A 16,070-nucleotide genomic window follows, 5' to 3' on the forward strand; every position below is an offset into this window, starting at 1 on the left:
TCAAATTCGTCAATAAATGGAGTATTTCATGCCTATCGCAAATATTTTATCGAGGAGAACCTGTGCGGTTGTCCTCTCTGTATGCGGCAGTTGGCTTTCAGCCAATGCTCATGCAGATACTTTTATTAGTGAAATCCACTATGACAATGCAGGATCGGACACTAACGAAGCCATAGAAATTAGCACTGAAGTTAATACCAACCTGAGTGCTTGGAGTGTTTCACTTTATAACGGTTCTAACGGTTCTGTATATAACACTGTAGCGTTAACAGGTTCTGTCACTGCTGATGCAAGTTGCGGCAGTAATGGCGGTACCCTCGTTTTAGATATAGCAGGAATCCAAAACGGTAGCCCAGACGGTATTGCTCTAGTTAACGGCAGTGACGTAGTACAATTCATTTCTTATGAAGGGCCTCTCAATGCTGTTGATGGCCCAGCGGCGGGCATGACAAGTACGGATATTGGCGTAAGTGAATCTAGCTCTACTCCTGCGACAGAGTCATTACAACTGGTAAATGGTGTATGGGTAGGCCCAGTCGCCAATACATTTGGCACATGCACTACTGAAGTCGCAGCGGGTGCGCCAACTCCGACTCCGACTCCTACACCAACGCCAACGCCAACTCCAGTACCAAGTGCTATCAGTATTAGCGAGTTACATTACGATAACGCCGGTGGTGATGTAGATGAAGCTGTCGAAATTACGGGAGCAGCAGGAACTAGCCTCGATGGTTGGCAACTTGCACTATACAACGGCTCTAATAACAGCGTTTACAACACTGTGACCTTGAGTGGTGAGCTAGCAGCTGCGCAGGGCTGCTCAGCGGGCACATTAGTACAAGCCATATCGGGTATTCAGAATGGTTCTCCGGATGCCATCGCACTATTGGATGCAAGTGGCAGTGTTGTTGAGTTTATTAGCTACGAAGGCAGCCTTACCGCAGCTGACGGCCCAGCGCTGGGAATGACAAGTAATGACATTGGTGTAGCAGAAACAAGCTCAACACCTGTAGGCTTCTCTTTACAGAAGATCAACGGTGTTTGGAATGCTCCAGCTGAAAATACTTTCGGCGTGTGCAATGACGCAGGCACTGCACCAACGCCAACACCAACGCCGACCCCAGTTCCGGAAGTCGTAGCTATTCATACTGTACAAGGCAATAGTAATGCGATTCCTAACAGCGCTGTATTTACGATTGAAGCGATTGTTACTGCTGATTTCCAAGCACAATCACAACTGCGTGGATTCTTCGTACAAGAAGAGGACAGCGATGCTGATAGCGATCCAGCAACTTCAGAAGGTTTATTTGTATTCTGCGGCTCATGTTCGGTAGACGTTAGTGTGGGTGACTTAGTTAGCGTTACTGGCTTAGCCAACGACTTTTTTGACATGACCCAAATCAACGCCACTAGGGATACAGACATTACTGTTCTTAGCTCTGGCAACCCAATGCCTAGCCCTGTCGAGTTAGCCTTACCTGTTGCCACAACGGCAGCAGATTTAACGGGTGCAACAGCAGAAATTAACGCTTACTTTGAACAAACAGAAGGTATGCTTGTTACTTTCCCTGCTGAACTAACGGTTTCCGAGCACTTTGCACTAAATCGTTTCGGCCAGGTGGTACTGACAGCCAATGGTCGTCCGCGTCAATTCACTGATGCATTTTTGCCAACAGAAGAAGGGTTAATTGCTCATCAAATTGATCTTGCTGCGCGTAGAATTATCCTGGATGATGACAACAACACACAAAATATCGCTGTTTTCAATGATGTTCCTGTATTCCTGCCTCAGCCAGGCTTCTCTGTGGATAATAGCTTCCGAGCTGGCGATACTATCGAAAACTTAACAGGTGTTTTACATTGGTCGTTTGCAGGTTCAGGCGCAAATGCTTGGCGTATACGTCCAGTAGTCGAGAACTATGAATACACCTTTGAGTCAGCTAATCCTCGCACTGAAACACCAGCGGATGTAGGTGGTTCTCTTAAAGTAGCAAGCTTCAATGTTCTTAACTATTTCACCACAATAGACGATGGCAACCCCGCTTGTGGCCCACAAGGAACAATTGACTGTCGTGGGGCAAATTCACCCGAGGAATTAGAAAGACAAACCAGAAAAATCGTTTCAGCAATTTGTGCTATAGATGCAGATGTCGTTGGTCTCATGGAAGTACAAAACCTTGTTGAAGGCATGTCTGAAGCTCCTATTACTACCCTAGTTAATGCAGTTAACGAGAGCTGCCCAACTTATGCGGCGATAGAAACAGGCACTGTTGGTACAGATGCAATTACTGTTGGTTTACTTTACAAGTTAGAGACTGTAGAAGCCTTTGGCAACACGGCAATACTAGATGATCCATCATTTACAGACCCCGCTAACGTTGGCCGTTCAAGAAATCGTCCTGTTGTAGCGAAAGCATTTAAAGAAATCGCTTCTGAAAGATCTTTCGTTGTTGCGGTTAATCATCTTAAGTCGAAAGGCTCCGGTTGTGGTGCTGGCGACGATGATAGAACAACAGGCCAAGCCAACTGTAACCTAACAAGAACTCTAGCAGCGGAAGTTGAAACGCAATGGCTAGCAGAAAACCCAACTGGCGTTGATACTGATTTTGTCCTTGTCATCGGTGATATGAATGCTTACCGCAATGAAGATCCTATTACAGCATTTAAAGATGCGGGATATGTCGATGTAATTGACATGTTTGAGGGCGACGATGCATACAGCTTTATCTTCGATGGGCAAACAGGTTATCTCGATCACGCTCTTGCAAGCCCTGAACTTGTGCCTTACATCACTGGTGTTACTGAATGGCATATCAATGCTGATGAAGTCAACTTACTCGATTACAACGATACGGTACTTGATAGTGGCGAGCGTTCATTCGAAGCCAAGCCAGGCTTATTGCCTCTTTACGCACAAGACCCTTATCGCTCAGCTGACCATGACCCAGTTGTGGTAGGCATTCAGTTCCCAGATGTGCCAGTGTGTAATTCACGGGTTGCAACGATTTACGTTAAAGATGGTTACATTGTAGGTGGTCTTCAGGATGGCCGCCGCTACCGTGGTTTCCTATTTGGAACCAAGGAAGATGATGTTATCGTCGGTACCGATAGATCAGATTTTATCTTTGCAGGTCGAGGCAATGACTTCGTTTGTGCTGGTGACGGCCACGACAAAGTCATCGCCGGTTCAGGTCATGATATTGTCTTTGGCGATGGTGGTAACGACTTTATCTTTGGTCAACGAGGCAACGATGCCCTTTATGGTGGCCCCGGCAGAAACTTTATCATTGGCGGTAAAGGCAATGATGAATGTCGAGAAGGCAGGCTATTTAAATGCGAAGAGTAATAATTGTTAAGAAATTAACACTATTACACGGATAATTTAAGACAGTAATATACATTAGCGATGCCAGCTGAAAATACTAAACAGTATTTTTCAGCTGGTATTCATTTAAAAACACTTCTATAAGTATATCTATTAATAAAAAAGTTTACTCAAAATTTGCTTTTAAGCTCGCATATATCACACGTCCTGCAGGATCTTGGAAAGTCCCCACGAAAAATTGATTATCTGTAGTCAATACAATATTTGGCTCATTATTAAAGATATTACGTGCACCCAGAGTCAGTAATACATCCGTTTCAGATCCAAGAATATTGTCGAATCCATAACTGTATTGCCCGTCAAAAACCCAACGTGCTTTCGCCACACCTTCGTCTCCTCCTCGACTACGAGTGACATCACTATAATAACGTCCAATAAACGAGATCTCATGATCACCTGAATTCCAAGCAATACGTGTATTGTTTCTCCATTCAGCGATGGCACTACCAATATTACCATTGTTATCAGAGCCTACCCCATCAATAACAGCACCTCCGACACTTTCTTGAACATCATAGCTATTTACAAAAGTTCCTTTAGAGCTGAGAGTAAAGTTCTTAAGGAAACGGTATAAAATACTAAAATCCACACCGTCTGTTTCAATAGAACCCGCATTAAAAAATGGCCGATTAACTAAAGAAATAATCCCAGAGCTATTACGCTGAACTAACGGGCCATTGGGATCAGCGTCAACAATAGCCTGAGTAAGAGAAGCTGCGATGAGATTTTCAAAATCAAAGCGCCAATAAGTGAGGTCCAGCGAGAAATTTTCAGTAGGTGTCAGCTTGAAGCTAAGTGAATTTGAAGTTGATTCTTGATCCTCTAAATTAGGGTCGCCAATAATGCGTGTACTAACTTGTTCCAACGTATTGGACTGTGGATCAAAGACATTGGCAAATTGCGCAATTAAACCACCCGACTGGAACAATGATGGGGCAAGGAAAGAAGTTGCGTAGGAAGCACCAACAGAAAATATATTATTATGAAATCTTAGTGAATATTTAGGATTAAAAGAGCCATCACCTGTAGAATCTTTTTCTTCATAGCGCCCCGCTACAGAAAAATCAATATTAACTGCTTGCGAGTCTAATATCGGTGCGGCAGCTTCAAAAAACACTGCTGAAACATTATCTGAAGCAGTAAAGTCTATGTCCCCATTACCGAAGAAAGACACTTCACCAATGGTCTTAAGGTGATCAAAGTCTTGGGACAAACGCTCATCTCGTACTTGAAAACCAAAAGCCGTAGCAAGAGGCCCTGCAGGTAATTCAAATAAATCTCCAGCAATAACACCGTCAAACGTTGTGGTAGTGGTGAAGTGCTGATCGATTAATACAACACGAATACTTTCTTCTAGCGACGGATCATTTACAAAAGTGTCACCCAATAACGAGCTACCAAACGGGTTGAAGTATAAATCACCTCCTGGGCCACCTGTACCTTGTAGTGCCTCTTGTAATTTTGAGAATACCGAATCAGGCCCTCGTCTTATAAGTTCTTGACGGGAATAGCTCCAGGATAAATCCCATGTCCATTCGCTAGAGTCATTGCCAAGGCCAAATTCAATACGCATAGTCTCTAACTCCTGAGCAGGAGACACCACACCAAAATTAGTAGCAGAATATGGGCGCCCTCGAAACAGTACATCTTCATTAAAAGCAATGCCTGCAGGATCAAGAATCACTTGGTTATTACTATCACGGTCAGGAATACCATCGTTATTCGAATCCAAAGCAAATAACTGGTTGCCATTAGCATCCCGTGCTATAAACGGATTAGCTGGATGAGTGCCAGGTACAGTGGGAAAATTTAAAACGGGCGTTGTTGCATTAAAAACATCGAGAGTTTCAGATCGTGCAAACGAGAATGCTTGTTTAAACTGTATATCGTTTTGGAGATTCCACTGGGTTTCTACACGCGCGGAAATTCTTTCTTCATCAAGTAAAAAAGGCTGATTAGGAAAAGTAATTCTACAAAGATTAGCTGCTGAGTCTAAAGAGCTAGAGGTTTGACTAAATGCAGGGTCGCGATTAATATTCGCATCGATTACCGCTTGACAATCCGGGTCAGGCAAAGTTTGCATACCTGTAATCGAACCAACTTGATCACGAACAGGAACGACAAAGGAACCTGGATTACCAAAGCTAGATGCACCGCGTGCTGTGAAAACTGGTACTTGTTTTACTTCACCAAAAACTAAGTTATCTTGATTAAAATATTCTATTCCAGCAACTATGCGAACATCGCTTTCTGCTGGGCTCCCAAATAAAAAGCCAAAAGTTTTATTGTTATGATCGAAGGCATCCTGCGTAGCTCCATATGTACCACGGGCATCCGCACGAAATTCAACACCTTCAAAATCATCACGAGTAATAAAATTCATCACCCCGGCTACAGCATCTGATCCGTACACTGCAGATGCGCCGTCTTTCAGAATCTCTACCCGCTCAAGCATAATACTAGGTAAGAGTGAGTTAATATCTACTCGCCCATCTTGAGATAAAGGAAAACCTGTATGCCGCTGTCCATTGAGCAACACCAAAGTAGCTGCACCACCTAGACCGCGTACATCAACTGTGCCGCCACCTAGTCGCCCTTCTTGGGGACCACCATCACCCCCAGGGGTAAGACCTGAAAAATTTCCCGAATTAAATGGTAAAAATCGTAATGTATCTATCAAACGCCCATTAGGCGCATCAGCATCAAGATCACTCCTACCAATGATATCTATTGGGGACCCAACTTCATTATAAGATTTTTTCTTCAAATAAGATCCGGTAACGACTATTTCTTCGACAAGACTATTTTTCCCCTGAGCAAAAGTAAACTGTGTGCTAAAGCTTGCACAGCAGAGAGTAATTATTCGGCCAAAGGAATATAGTTTTCGGTAATCTTTCATTGATCCTCCAAGTAATTTTAATTATGGTGAGAAAGCTCGTGGTATAGATTAACTACACAAGATAAAGTTATTCATTGAGCTATATATAGCGTTTTTTAATTGTTTTGAAAAACCAAGGCTTTTTTTGATGTATTTATGCAAGATAAATAGCATAGGGTTGGTCAGACAATTCCCTTATTTTTAAAATTCACTGTAGATTTCTTAATCTCTTTTATAAACCGATGATCCGGCCTAAAAATATTGAATAAGGACAATGTTGTACAGGGTATTTTTGAACTAAATAATGTTGAAAACCTAGAAATATTTTAAGGCGCTAGCATATATTAAATATTCACTTTTTCCATATTGACTAGCTTTTCGTAGAGATATTGTCTATTAAAGGTATGGGAACTTCATTTATAAAAATTATCAACAAACAATAGACTAAACTGTCGTCATAATCTCAATGTTGATTAGATTAAAAATTTTGGCACTTATTTTCTTCTTAGATATAAGCCGTTATCGGTCAAACAAGTATTAACCGAACCAGAATTTTAGCTAATATGTTTATTGACTCTTTTACCCAATATACACCATTAGCTCGTAAAATAGTTACGTCGAGCTAATGGTAGGATTGAAAAGTATCTTATGAAAGCTCTAATTTAAAAAAGATAGAGTAGTTCTTTCAAAAAAGCATATACGTATTGATTAACTACATATAGAAGCACCTTAGTAGCTATTATTTTTGTTTTTGCATAATATCATTTAGCCTCAATGCTGGTAGTTGTGTAAGATTAACATCAGCCGAGAACTCTGCGATATAACGGTTAAAACTTCGTATTTCTTCTTGCAACAAAATTAGCTGTTTACGCTCAGATCTACTATAGGTATTTGTCTGACCAAATCGTTCTCCCAAAGATTTTTTCTGTGCGTTGATCAGATTTAAAATTTTACGATGAGATTTAATCGCCTGTTGTGCCGCCTTCTCTTTTTTACCTAACTCTTCTACTTCTTCCCATTTATGTATAGCATCATTACTTTTAGTCCCTAAAAATGTTTTTCTCGTTTTTTGAAGAGGGCGCAAAGTTATTTCCGTGTTACTAGACTTATCCCGTTCAAAACCACGAGCAGCCTCTCTTGTCGCTTTCGTCTTTTTCTTGAGCGCCGACAATGCGTGTTCTAGTTGTTGAGAAAATTCAGGTGAAAGCATAAGCTGAGCAACACCTTTATTATCAAAAGTAGAATCAGTCGAGTTTATTTGTTGATTATCTAACGCTTGCGTTTGTGAGACAGAAGGCAGTAAACCTTTAATATCATCCGACAGCTTATCTCGCCAAGTATTATAAGCATCAACCTTCGCTACTAAGTCCCTTTCTAGATCCCACGCATCTTCTCCCGCGCTATGTTTTTCGGATAGTTCAACAGCGATGTTTTTTATAGCATTATAAAGAGACCTTCCTTGCATCATATTAATCTGCTTTTCCTCAAGAAACGCCATATTTTCTGTTGCGTTATCCACTGTTAATTTTGCATCTTCCTTTTCCCTAACATTACTAGATTGACGTAAAATTAACTCGTTTTCAACCATCGTATCAAGCTCTCTACCGAACTGTTGCTTAATATCATCTAGCACTGTGTTAAACGCAGAATCGCTAGTTGGAATAGCAGATTCGAGCTCCAATATATCACTTAAGATTGGACGATACTCCGCGCTAAGTCGCTGAGATGCTTGTGCCATTAAAGTCAGTGTATCTCCTAATTCATCGAGGTAAGCTGCACCTTCGCCACTTTGTATAGCTTCAATAATTGATTCTACTTTTCCCCCCGCCTGTTTTAGATTCTCGATAATAGTAAGATCGTTGTTAGTCTGGGTTGTTGTTTCGACGAGTTTTTTTCTATCAGCTATTATAATGTTAAGGGCACGCTGAGCATCGCCACGAGAAATTTGTTTGAGAGCAAGTTTCTCAGCCACATTAGTTTCATCGCCAAGGTTCTCTTCTTGTTGTGCTATATTTTGCTCTAGTTTTTTCTGTAGATCATCAGCAATTTTTTCTAAACCTTGGTAAAAGCTCATTTCAGGTTTACTGTTATCATTATTTAAATTTTTAGAATCTCTATTAAGCACATTCTTAAAGCGTGGAACTCGTTGGGCAATCTGGTCAAGAGAACTCAATACACGTGATTCTTTAGATCTGTCTTTACCTCTATAAGGAAGAGGCCGTATGTATTTAACAATCTTATGAACTGCATACTCACAGGAGTCGTTCAAGAAGCCTTCCATATCTTTAAAGGCATCGTCAAATAGACTATTTGCTTTTTCGGGATTAAACTCTTTTAAGTAATCTTTAATAAGTTGCAACTCTTTGTGGCTATCTTTGCTCTTGTTCATCGCTGTCTTGTGGGCGATTAAATCTTTCTTAGCCGCAGCGAATTGTGCTTTATCTTCATTTGTTGCATGGGGTCGTTTAGCATTTTCCTCAGCTTGCTTAGCAATGTTAGTGAGCGATTCAAGTTTTGTAACATCTTCATTATATGTCGCTCGCAAAGCAGCTAAGTCTTTAGCATAATGTTGAAGCTTTTTATGTTGAGCAAGATGTTCTGGATTCTTTAAATCTTCTCCAATCATAGTACTAACTTTCTTGCTAATAGTATGAAACGCTTCTTGCAAACGTTTCTCTCGTCCTTCTGATGCGGCTAGTTTTGCCTGGGCATCTTTTATTGCTTTACGATGTAAAGATAATACACCTTCACCATTAGCAATTTTATTCTCCCTATCAGCAATAACTTCTTTGTAAGCAACCCTAGCACTTGCTTGAATAAATGCATTCTCTGCTCTCGCATCAGAACAGGGATTAGCCATATTTGAAATTAGTTTTTCTAATACTGGCCGTTTCTCTCGAAGTGCTTGCTCCATGGGAGTTTCCATCATAATAGATGAACCTCTAAAAGCGAGATCACCACGATTACCCCAGTGCCGGAAATAGTCTCGGTGGACGGGGTTCCAGGTTCTTCCCGTGAGGTGTTCGACAACTGTTTCCCTATGGCTATTGGTCACGATAAATTCAAACTTGGGCCCTGCATAATTACCGAACAAGGCCCGTTTAACAGCACGAGTTGGAGAAAAAGAAACACTACCGAACATACCTCGACGGGAACCTTCTGCTAAAGGGTTTCTCGTCACTACACGGACACTTTCAAAAGCGAAGTGGGATTTATTATCTTCACCGCGAGGATTTTCAAATGCGACATCTTTACTTAAGTTATTATGAGGGTCAAAACGGTATTGCGGTTTTGAAAGTGTCCATCTAATTTGTAAAGGCAACCCGCGGTCAAACTTCATACCAAGACTCCAAGTGGCTGCATCAGTGGCTGCTCGTTTTGCCGACTTCGCGCCAAGGGCTGCCAACAGCTGTTCTCCCTCAAGATCAGGATTTAAACCTGCTGAAGTTAGAGCATCACGCCGCATTTCCCCCAGTACTTTTACTGTCTCACTAAAACTCTCCTCAAATTGGTCAGCATCCATTTCGCCATTGCCTGGCAGATGCCCTTGTAAAGCTTGCTTTAGTTGATTGCCGGCATCCGGAGCGACATTGCCGAACTTATCAAAGAGAGCAAAAATTCCGTAATTTAAATTAAGGTCGATAAATCTGTACTTTCCCCACATCCACTCATTTACTTGTTTTTTGAAATGTCTGTTTTGGATATCTACACCGATATTTAAATCGAGCTTTCGGTTATCACTACCCAGTGGCACCGATACCGAAAGGTTGTTAGAGATAACCGGATCATTAACTACAAATTTTAACTCTCCTTGAAATCGCGAATCTCCTTTCATATCGTAGGTAGTACCAATTTCATGATCACGCATTCTCCACGGCATATGATCATTGGTCATGTCTGCTTTCTTTAAACGGCTGACAATAGCGCCTCTGGTATCATGATCAACAGTCGTAAGCCCTTCGGCACTATCTTCTGTAGTAACTTTTCCCCAAAACGCTTCAGCATGAGGCGTAATCTGTGCTTCCACCTCCTTAGAAATAGCAAAGTTAACGGGCTTAAAAGTGGAGTTACTGTCATCTTCAATTATTTGCTGAATTTTATTTTCGATGAAAGCCAGCTGATATTGCTTTTGCGTATCTCCGGCCACTTTCAGTTGCTGCTTGTCGTCCATTAATTTCTCAAGCTGTTTCAAAGCAGTGTCATTAAATTCACGAATAGCTAATCGATGTGGACCGTCTCTTTTTACTAAGCCATTAAACCCCGATGCTTCACCGCTTTTATAAAATTCTTTTAGTTGACGATTAAACTCAGCACCATCATCTGGCCCTTTATCGTTAAGCGAGCGATCTTGTATTAAGCACCATGTTGCATGATCAGAACGGCCCTTGGACCAGTTTTGCCCTTGCGCCAATTTAAATATAAGGTTGTTATCGACATTACTAAAAATCTCTTTGTCACAGGCTTTCTGGTTTAGCTCACGCATTCGGTCACTAATAGCAGCTAAGGTAAAAGCAATGGCTTGCTTACGATCACGGTCGACCTGTCTAGGTTTCAAAGTCTTTTTAAGATTACCTGTCGTCGGCAACCAACGATCATCAATGTCTCTAATAACAGCGCGATGTTGACGCTTTTCTGCTTTACTCAAAGTTTTCGGACCGTCGACTTGATCCTGGCCTGTCAGCGCTTTTTTACTAGCAACCAAGTTTGCTAAATCATCTTCAATATATTTAAGAACTTTTTCACATTGCTTTTGAGAAAAATCGCCAATAGAAGTATCCTTGGCAGAGACTCCCGCTGCGACCTTAATATTATTAAGAAGACGAGGATGTGCATCACTCCAGTTATGCAGCATTGCTCGGCGCTCTTTAAAAAACTGTCGCTGCTGATCCGGGCCATCATTAGGCCCTGCAATCATAAGCTCGGTTGGTGACTGTGGGGCGAATACATTAGCAGCAACTTTCGCTTCAGTATCCTTAGTGCTGGCATCTATTGAAACAACACCGGGAATACTGGCTCCTAAACCAATGCCAGCACCGTAATTTCGAATCCAAACAGGCATGATCGAAAATGGGTCTTTAAGGCGTGCATATTGGGGATAAGCGGCTCGATCAAAATCCTTCGGATCAATCACTTTTTTACCTTTAGCATCAAGGATAGGTACACCATTGTTACACAGACTTTTGGTAACAACATCTGCACCATTTTGCGCACGCGCTAGAATTTCATCCATTTGTTTAATTTCATTATAGTTTGGTGGCCTAGCGGCTGGATTATTTCGATAATCCATAGTTTTTATCGCCAGTTCTTTTGGCGTTTGAGCTGCTAAAGACTCACCCTGTTCGGCTGGGGGACTAATGCCAACTTTGTCCATCACCGCGTTAACAAGATGCCGACTATCCATTTGCGAAGTACTTAGGTCTTGTCCCGCCGCAAGAGTCAAATTTCTAGATGCCTCTTCTTTTAGCATTCGCCACATCGCTAAACCGGTAGAGCCGCCTAAGGTCGGAGTAGAGAATTGCTTAAATGAATGTTGTACCGCTGCCGGGACTGCCGTCCCACTATGACTTACACCTAACTTCACATCGCCAATTTTTAGATCTTTGCCTATCTTATAGCCCAAACTAAACTCAAGCCCTCCAAACAAAAAAGGTACTGTAATACGCTCCTCATCACCTTGGTTTTGCTTTCTTAATGTACCGCTAAGTTGAGCATTTAACGTTAAAAGATTAAAAAGAGAAATTTCACCACCGAGTTTTGCCGTGATACTTTGCGCCTCTAAACCAGCAAACTTTTGGAATTTTCTATATGTTGTACTAAATAAATAATCGACCACCTCGTCTGCTGCTTGATGAATATATTCTCCATGAAGTTGGTCACGCCAGGCCTCCAATGTCTTTTTAGCTCCGACATCACAATCCATGCATTCAATTGCATTAGACAACGCCCACTGCAGGCGCGCCAAAGGTAAAGCGCTGGCATGATTAGTTTGATCGCTTAATCCTGTATCACTCTGCTTACGTCGCTCCGGTACTAAACCAGGAACCGCTTTATTAACGGCACTACTAATTCCTTTTGATACTGCTGCGACCCCTTTTTCAACCTTATCTACTTCATTGCGAACGGCTGCTGCTACATCAGGATTTATTTTACCGAGGACATTTGCGGGCTTAGAACTATGAATTTTTTGATCACCCACCATTAAATCGAACATAGTGGCATAAATGTCATTCATCCATGCGTTCAGTTCATCACTACGACCTGGTTTAGCAAGTTGAGCAAACGCATCAATATTTTGCTGTATGCTGGCTAACATCTGCCCAGAGCCAGCTTCGTGCGGCAGATCAGGTGCCGTTTTTTGAAGTGAAAAAATATCGCTCTCTTGCCCGAGTTTGTGAAGAAGATGCATTGTGGTAAACGCTATCGAATCTGTAGGTAATTTTCTTATTCTTGCATCTGTACTTAAAGGGATACCTATAAGTTTATTTGCATCTACCCCAGCGACATTTTCGGTACCGTCATTATTACTATTCGAAAGAGAAAAACCTGGCTTCCCTAAATTACCGTTAAGTAAAATCTCGGTCATTTTCGCCAGTGAAGCTTGTGCCGGCGTCATCTGTACATTATTGCTAGCACTCACAGCAACCGCAGGCTGAGGGCGTTGAGAGCTAGCGTTATAACCTCCATCCGTTCGCGCAGGGTCTCGCAAGATTGGAGCGTTATTAGCACTCGTCTGTGTCTGTGAAGGTACTAAGCTTTGTTGCTTATTTCTATGTGACAATATTGGCAGTCTAGTCGCGGCCTTCGAGTGAGTTTTGCGATTGCTGGCACGGCTGCTTCGACTTGCATCGATATTATTAGCGGGATGCCCAAAAAAACGCTTCAAGTTAAACATTTCTTTTCTCATAGCAATTGATCCTATACGTTATTTTTTTTGAAACGCATGTTATGAAATGCATTTCAGTCAACTGTCTAGAGATTTGAGTGTAGTAGAAATGTCTTTTGTTCGAGCAATACTAAATTAATTGTCAATAATGCAACCTAAACGATCAGAAAACAGTCGCACAGTTCATTCTTCGCTGCCTTATGCTGTATACAGCGCTCAGATAAGATATTGACCCTTAAAAGGTAACGCGTTCTAATCTCTATATGGTTTATTTGCTGCCACATCAAAAGCAAAGAAATACTCCTACTTAGGCTTGTAAACGCTAACTGTAAGCGCCCCAGAAGATGCAAGGGCTCACTTCAGAGATAATGCGAACATTATGTAAAAGTGTCATTTATGTGGATTATATTTACCTTATGAATAAAAATTTGTACTGCTTCTTCTTCACTTTTCTTTTCTTAAGCGGCTTCACAAAAGTATCAGCCGACACAGAGAAGCCTTTCTCATTTGCATTGGTTGGAGACCTTCCCTATGGGGTGAAAATTGGGGAAATAAGCGAAGAGTTTAATAAACTGACGACACAGATAAACGACGACGTCTCTCTATCTTGGGTACTACACGCAGGCGATATTAAAACAGGCGCAAGTAAATGCTCGAATGAATTCCTTATCGACAGGAAAAAACGTTTCGATAAGCTCAACCCACCATTTATTTATACTCCGGGAGACAATGAATGGACTGATTGTCATCGTATTACAGCAGGCAATTATGACCCTCTTGAACGACTAGATTATCTAAGGGATTTATTTTTCGACAGTTCTAACAAGCAGTTTGAAGCTGTTACAGACAGTTTTGTCAGACAAAATAGCTTAGGTGCACCATTTGACGCTTTTGTTGAGAACGCTATGTGGAAAAAAAGTAACGTCGTATTTTCGACCATTCATGTGGTAGGGAGTTTTAATGGTACTGCTGGCTTTTCATTACTGTCTTCATTTCGGCGAACAAAAAAATACGATGAAGAGGTAAAAGCTCGAACAGAGGCTGCACTTTACTGGCTAGAGGCAACATTTGAATTAGCAGCCAAAGATAATGCACATGCGGTCTTTATTACCATCCACGCCAATCCTGGCTTATTAGAAGGAGCAAGCAGAAAAGATAGAAGAGCTTTTATGCCTTTTCTCAAGCAACTGCATAAGCTTGCAAAAGCATTTGGCAAACCCGTGATATTAACCCACGGCGATACCCACACATTCAAAATTGATCAGCAAGCGCTGATTGGTGACGACGCACCAAAGCATTTTTTGCGCGTAGAAACCTTTGGTGAAGCTAACGGCAACTGGATTAAGGTTACAGTCGACCCCAAGTCTCCAGGTGTATTTTCTTTTATGCCCGTAACAAACTAATAAAAGGTGCTCTAGATCTAAAGTGATATTACTCTTCAGGTTCGGCTAAATAGACTTTGTAATTCTCAATATAATCTTCTAGATTTTCTGCGAATTGCCTTTTAAATTCTCTGGTCATATCCCGAATCAGTTCATCTTTATCTTCTTTTAAGTCTTTGCGGCTAGCAGAGCTGTTTGCAACGTAGAATGCTGCAAACCTTGAGCTAGCCTGCATTAAAGCTGAGGCGACAATACCAATATCAACACCCTCGCTGTTATCATTCGCCAGATGAATAATACTTTCAACTAATTGCCAATACCGATCTTGATCAGATGTTTGATTTGTCACAGGGTAACTCTCATCTAGGATAAAAATTTAATTGCTAGCTTGGCGATAATTTCAGGTTTTTCCGCATGTAACCAATGGCCAGTATTGGCGACAACTTTTAAGCTGGTGGCAGGAAAACGATTGAGAATGGCATCTTTGTGGGAATCCTGAATATAATCTGAGTTGCCACCTTTTAAGAATAATGTTTTACCTTCAAATCTAGCGCCCTCTGAGTTTTCCCTAATAAGCTGCGAGTAGCCGTCATAAAGAGCTGACAAATTCATACGCCAAGCGTAGTTTCCCTGAGGATTTTTACTTAAGTTTTTTAGCAAAAAACTTCTGACCGGAAGCTCTTCTACATAGGCTTTTAAAATTTGATCGGCTTCTGAGCGGGAGTTAAGCTTTTCAACATCTATCGCCAATAAGCCTTCAAAGACACTGTTGTGTTGAGACTGATAAAGTACAGGTGCAATGTCCATAATAATCAATTGCTTCACTCTATCTGGGTAACGCAAAGCCATCTCCATTGCCACTTTGCCACCGAGAGAGTGTCCTAATATATGGGTGCAATCTAAACCAACACTATCGAGCCATAAAGATACTTGCGCTACCATCTGATCGAGGTTTGTGCTTTGAGAATGAGGTGAGCGACCGTGATTAGGCAAGTCGATGGAATAAACGGTAAAGTGCTCGGCGAGTAAACGTGCAATCATCCCCAGGTTATCGTGAGAGCCAAACAATCCATGTATCAATACTAACGGCTCCCCCTGCCCTTGCGTCTTATGAAATAAGTGATTGGAGTGCATGTTCAACTCACACTAGGAATCATTAGTAGGTCGCGGCCCATTGGGAGAAAAGGGGAATTTCGCGACTTTATCGCTAGACTTTACTTCCGACACCTTCATCTTGCCTTCTTTATCCACTTCATCAATACGAATAATACTGTGCATGGGCACGAAAGAGCGCTTCACACCTAAAAACTCGTTTTTTAATTTTTCTTCGCCGGGATCAACGACAAGCTGGCTGCGCTCACCAAAAATCAGCTCTTCAATTTCGATGAAGCCATACATTTCGCTCTGATAGATGCCACGTACAAACACTTCATACACTTCATCACGGTTATAAAAAATCACTTTATACACGGGGTTCATCGCCATAAATTTCACTTATATTGACGCCTTTAACAATTGCGTCATTTAACTACAAAGACTGAG

7 protein-coding genes are annotated in these 16,070 nt (G+C 41.6%); 2 read left to right on the forward strand and 5 right to left on the reverse strand.

The window, feature by feature from the left end:
- Nucleotides 1-28: 28 nt before the first annotated feature.
- On the forward strand, nt 29-3,346 hold the full coding sequence (locus tag BVC89_RS24340; protein WP_086933702.1) for an ExeM/NucH family extracellular endonuclease: 3,318 nt from the start codon (nt 29-31) through the stop codon (nt 3,344-3,346).
- Nucleotides 3,347-3,491: 145 nt separating this feature from the next.
- On the opposite strand, the gene BVC89_RS24345 is transcribed toward BVC89_RS24340, so the two are convergent.
- The gene (locus BVC89_RS24345) at nt 3,492-6,284 is read right to left on the reverse strand and encodes a TonB-dependent receptor plug domain-containing protein (RefSeq protein ID WP_086933703.1); all 2,793 of its coding nucleotides are present in this window, start codon (nt 6,282-6,284) and stop codon (nt 3,492-3,494) included.
- A gap of 718 nt (nt 6,285-7,002) precedes the next feature.
- Nucleotides 7,003-13,167: a hypothetical protein gene (locus BVC89_RS24350; protein WP_086933704.1), complete on the reverse strand. Its 6,165-nt coding sequence runs from the start codon at nt 13,165-13,167 to the stop codon at nt 7,003-7,005.
- Between the two features lie 395 nt (nt 13,168-13,562).
- Between BVC89_RS24350 and BVC89_RS24355 the strand changes: the two genes are divergently transcribed.
- Entirely contained in the window at nt 13,563-14,549 is a 987-nt protein-coding gene (locus tag BVC89_RS24355; protein ID WP_158658103.1) for a hypothetical protein, read from the forward strand.
- A gap of 28 nt (nt 14,550-14,577) precedes the next feature.
- Here BVC89_RS24355 and BVC89_RS24360 read toward each other — a convergent pair whose 3' ends face one another.
- From BVC89_RS24360 to BVC89_RS24370, 3 genes are read right to left on the reverse strand one after another with little or no spacing between them, the layout of a single operon-like run.
- A complete protein-coding gene (locus BVC89_RS24360; RefSeq protein WP_086933706.1) occupies nt 14,578-14,877 on the reverse strand; it encodes a DUF3144 domain-containing protein in 300 nt (99 codons plus the stop codon).
- Nucleotides 14,878-14,891: 14 nt separating this feature from the next.
- A complete protein-coding gene (locus BVC89_RS24365; protein ID WP_086933707.1) occupies nt 14,892-15,662 on the reverse strand; it encodes an alpha/beta fold hydrolase in 771 nt (256 codons plus the stop codon).
- A gap of 12 nt (nt 15,663-15,674) precedes the next feature.
- The gene (locus BVC89_RS24370) at nt 15,675-16,013 is read right to left on the reverse strand and encodes a DUF1820 family protein (protein ID WP_173780740.1); all 339 of its coding nucleotides are present in this window, start codon (nt 16,011-16,013) and stop codon (nt 15,675-15,677) included.
- Nucleotides 16,014-16,070: the final 57 nt, after the last annotated feature.

Source organism: Agarilytica rhodophyticola, assembly GCF_002157225.2.
Taxonomy (GTDB): domain Bacteria; phylum Pseudomonadota; class Gammaproteobacteria; order Pseudomonadales; family Cellvibrionaceae; genus Agarilytica; species Agarilytica rhodophyticola.

Excerpts from the sequence above, each read along its gene's own strand:
- BVC89_RS24340 (WP_086933702.1), top strand. The coding sequence starts at position 29 with ATGCCTATCGCAAATATTTTATCGAGGAGAACCTGTGCGGTTGTCCTC.
- BVC89_RS24345 (WP_086933703.1), bottom strand. The coding sequence starts at position 6,284 with ATGAAAGATTACCGAAAACTATATTCCTTTGGCCGAATAATTACTCTC.
- BVC89_RS24350 (WP_086933704.1), bottom strand. The coding sequence starts at position 13,167 with ATGAGAAAAGAAATGTTTAACTTGAAGCGTTTTTTTGGGCATCCCGCT.
- BVC89_RS24355 (WP_158658103.1), top strand. The coding sequence starts at position 13,563 with ATGAATAAAAATTTGTACTGCTTCTTCTTCACTTTTCTTTTCTTAAGC.
- BVC89_RS24365 (WP_086933707.1), bottom strand. The coding sequence starts at position 15,662 with ATGCACTCCAATCACTTATTTCATAAGACGCAAGGGCAGGGGGAGCCG.
- BVC89_RS24370 (WP_173780740.1), bottom strand. The coding sequence starts at position 16,013 with ATGGCGATGAACCCCGTGTATAAAGTGATTTTTTATAACCGTGATGAA.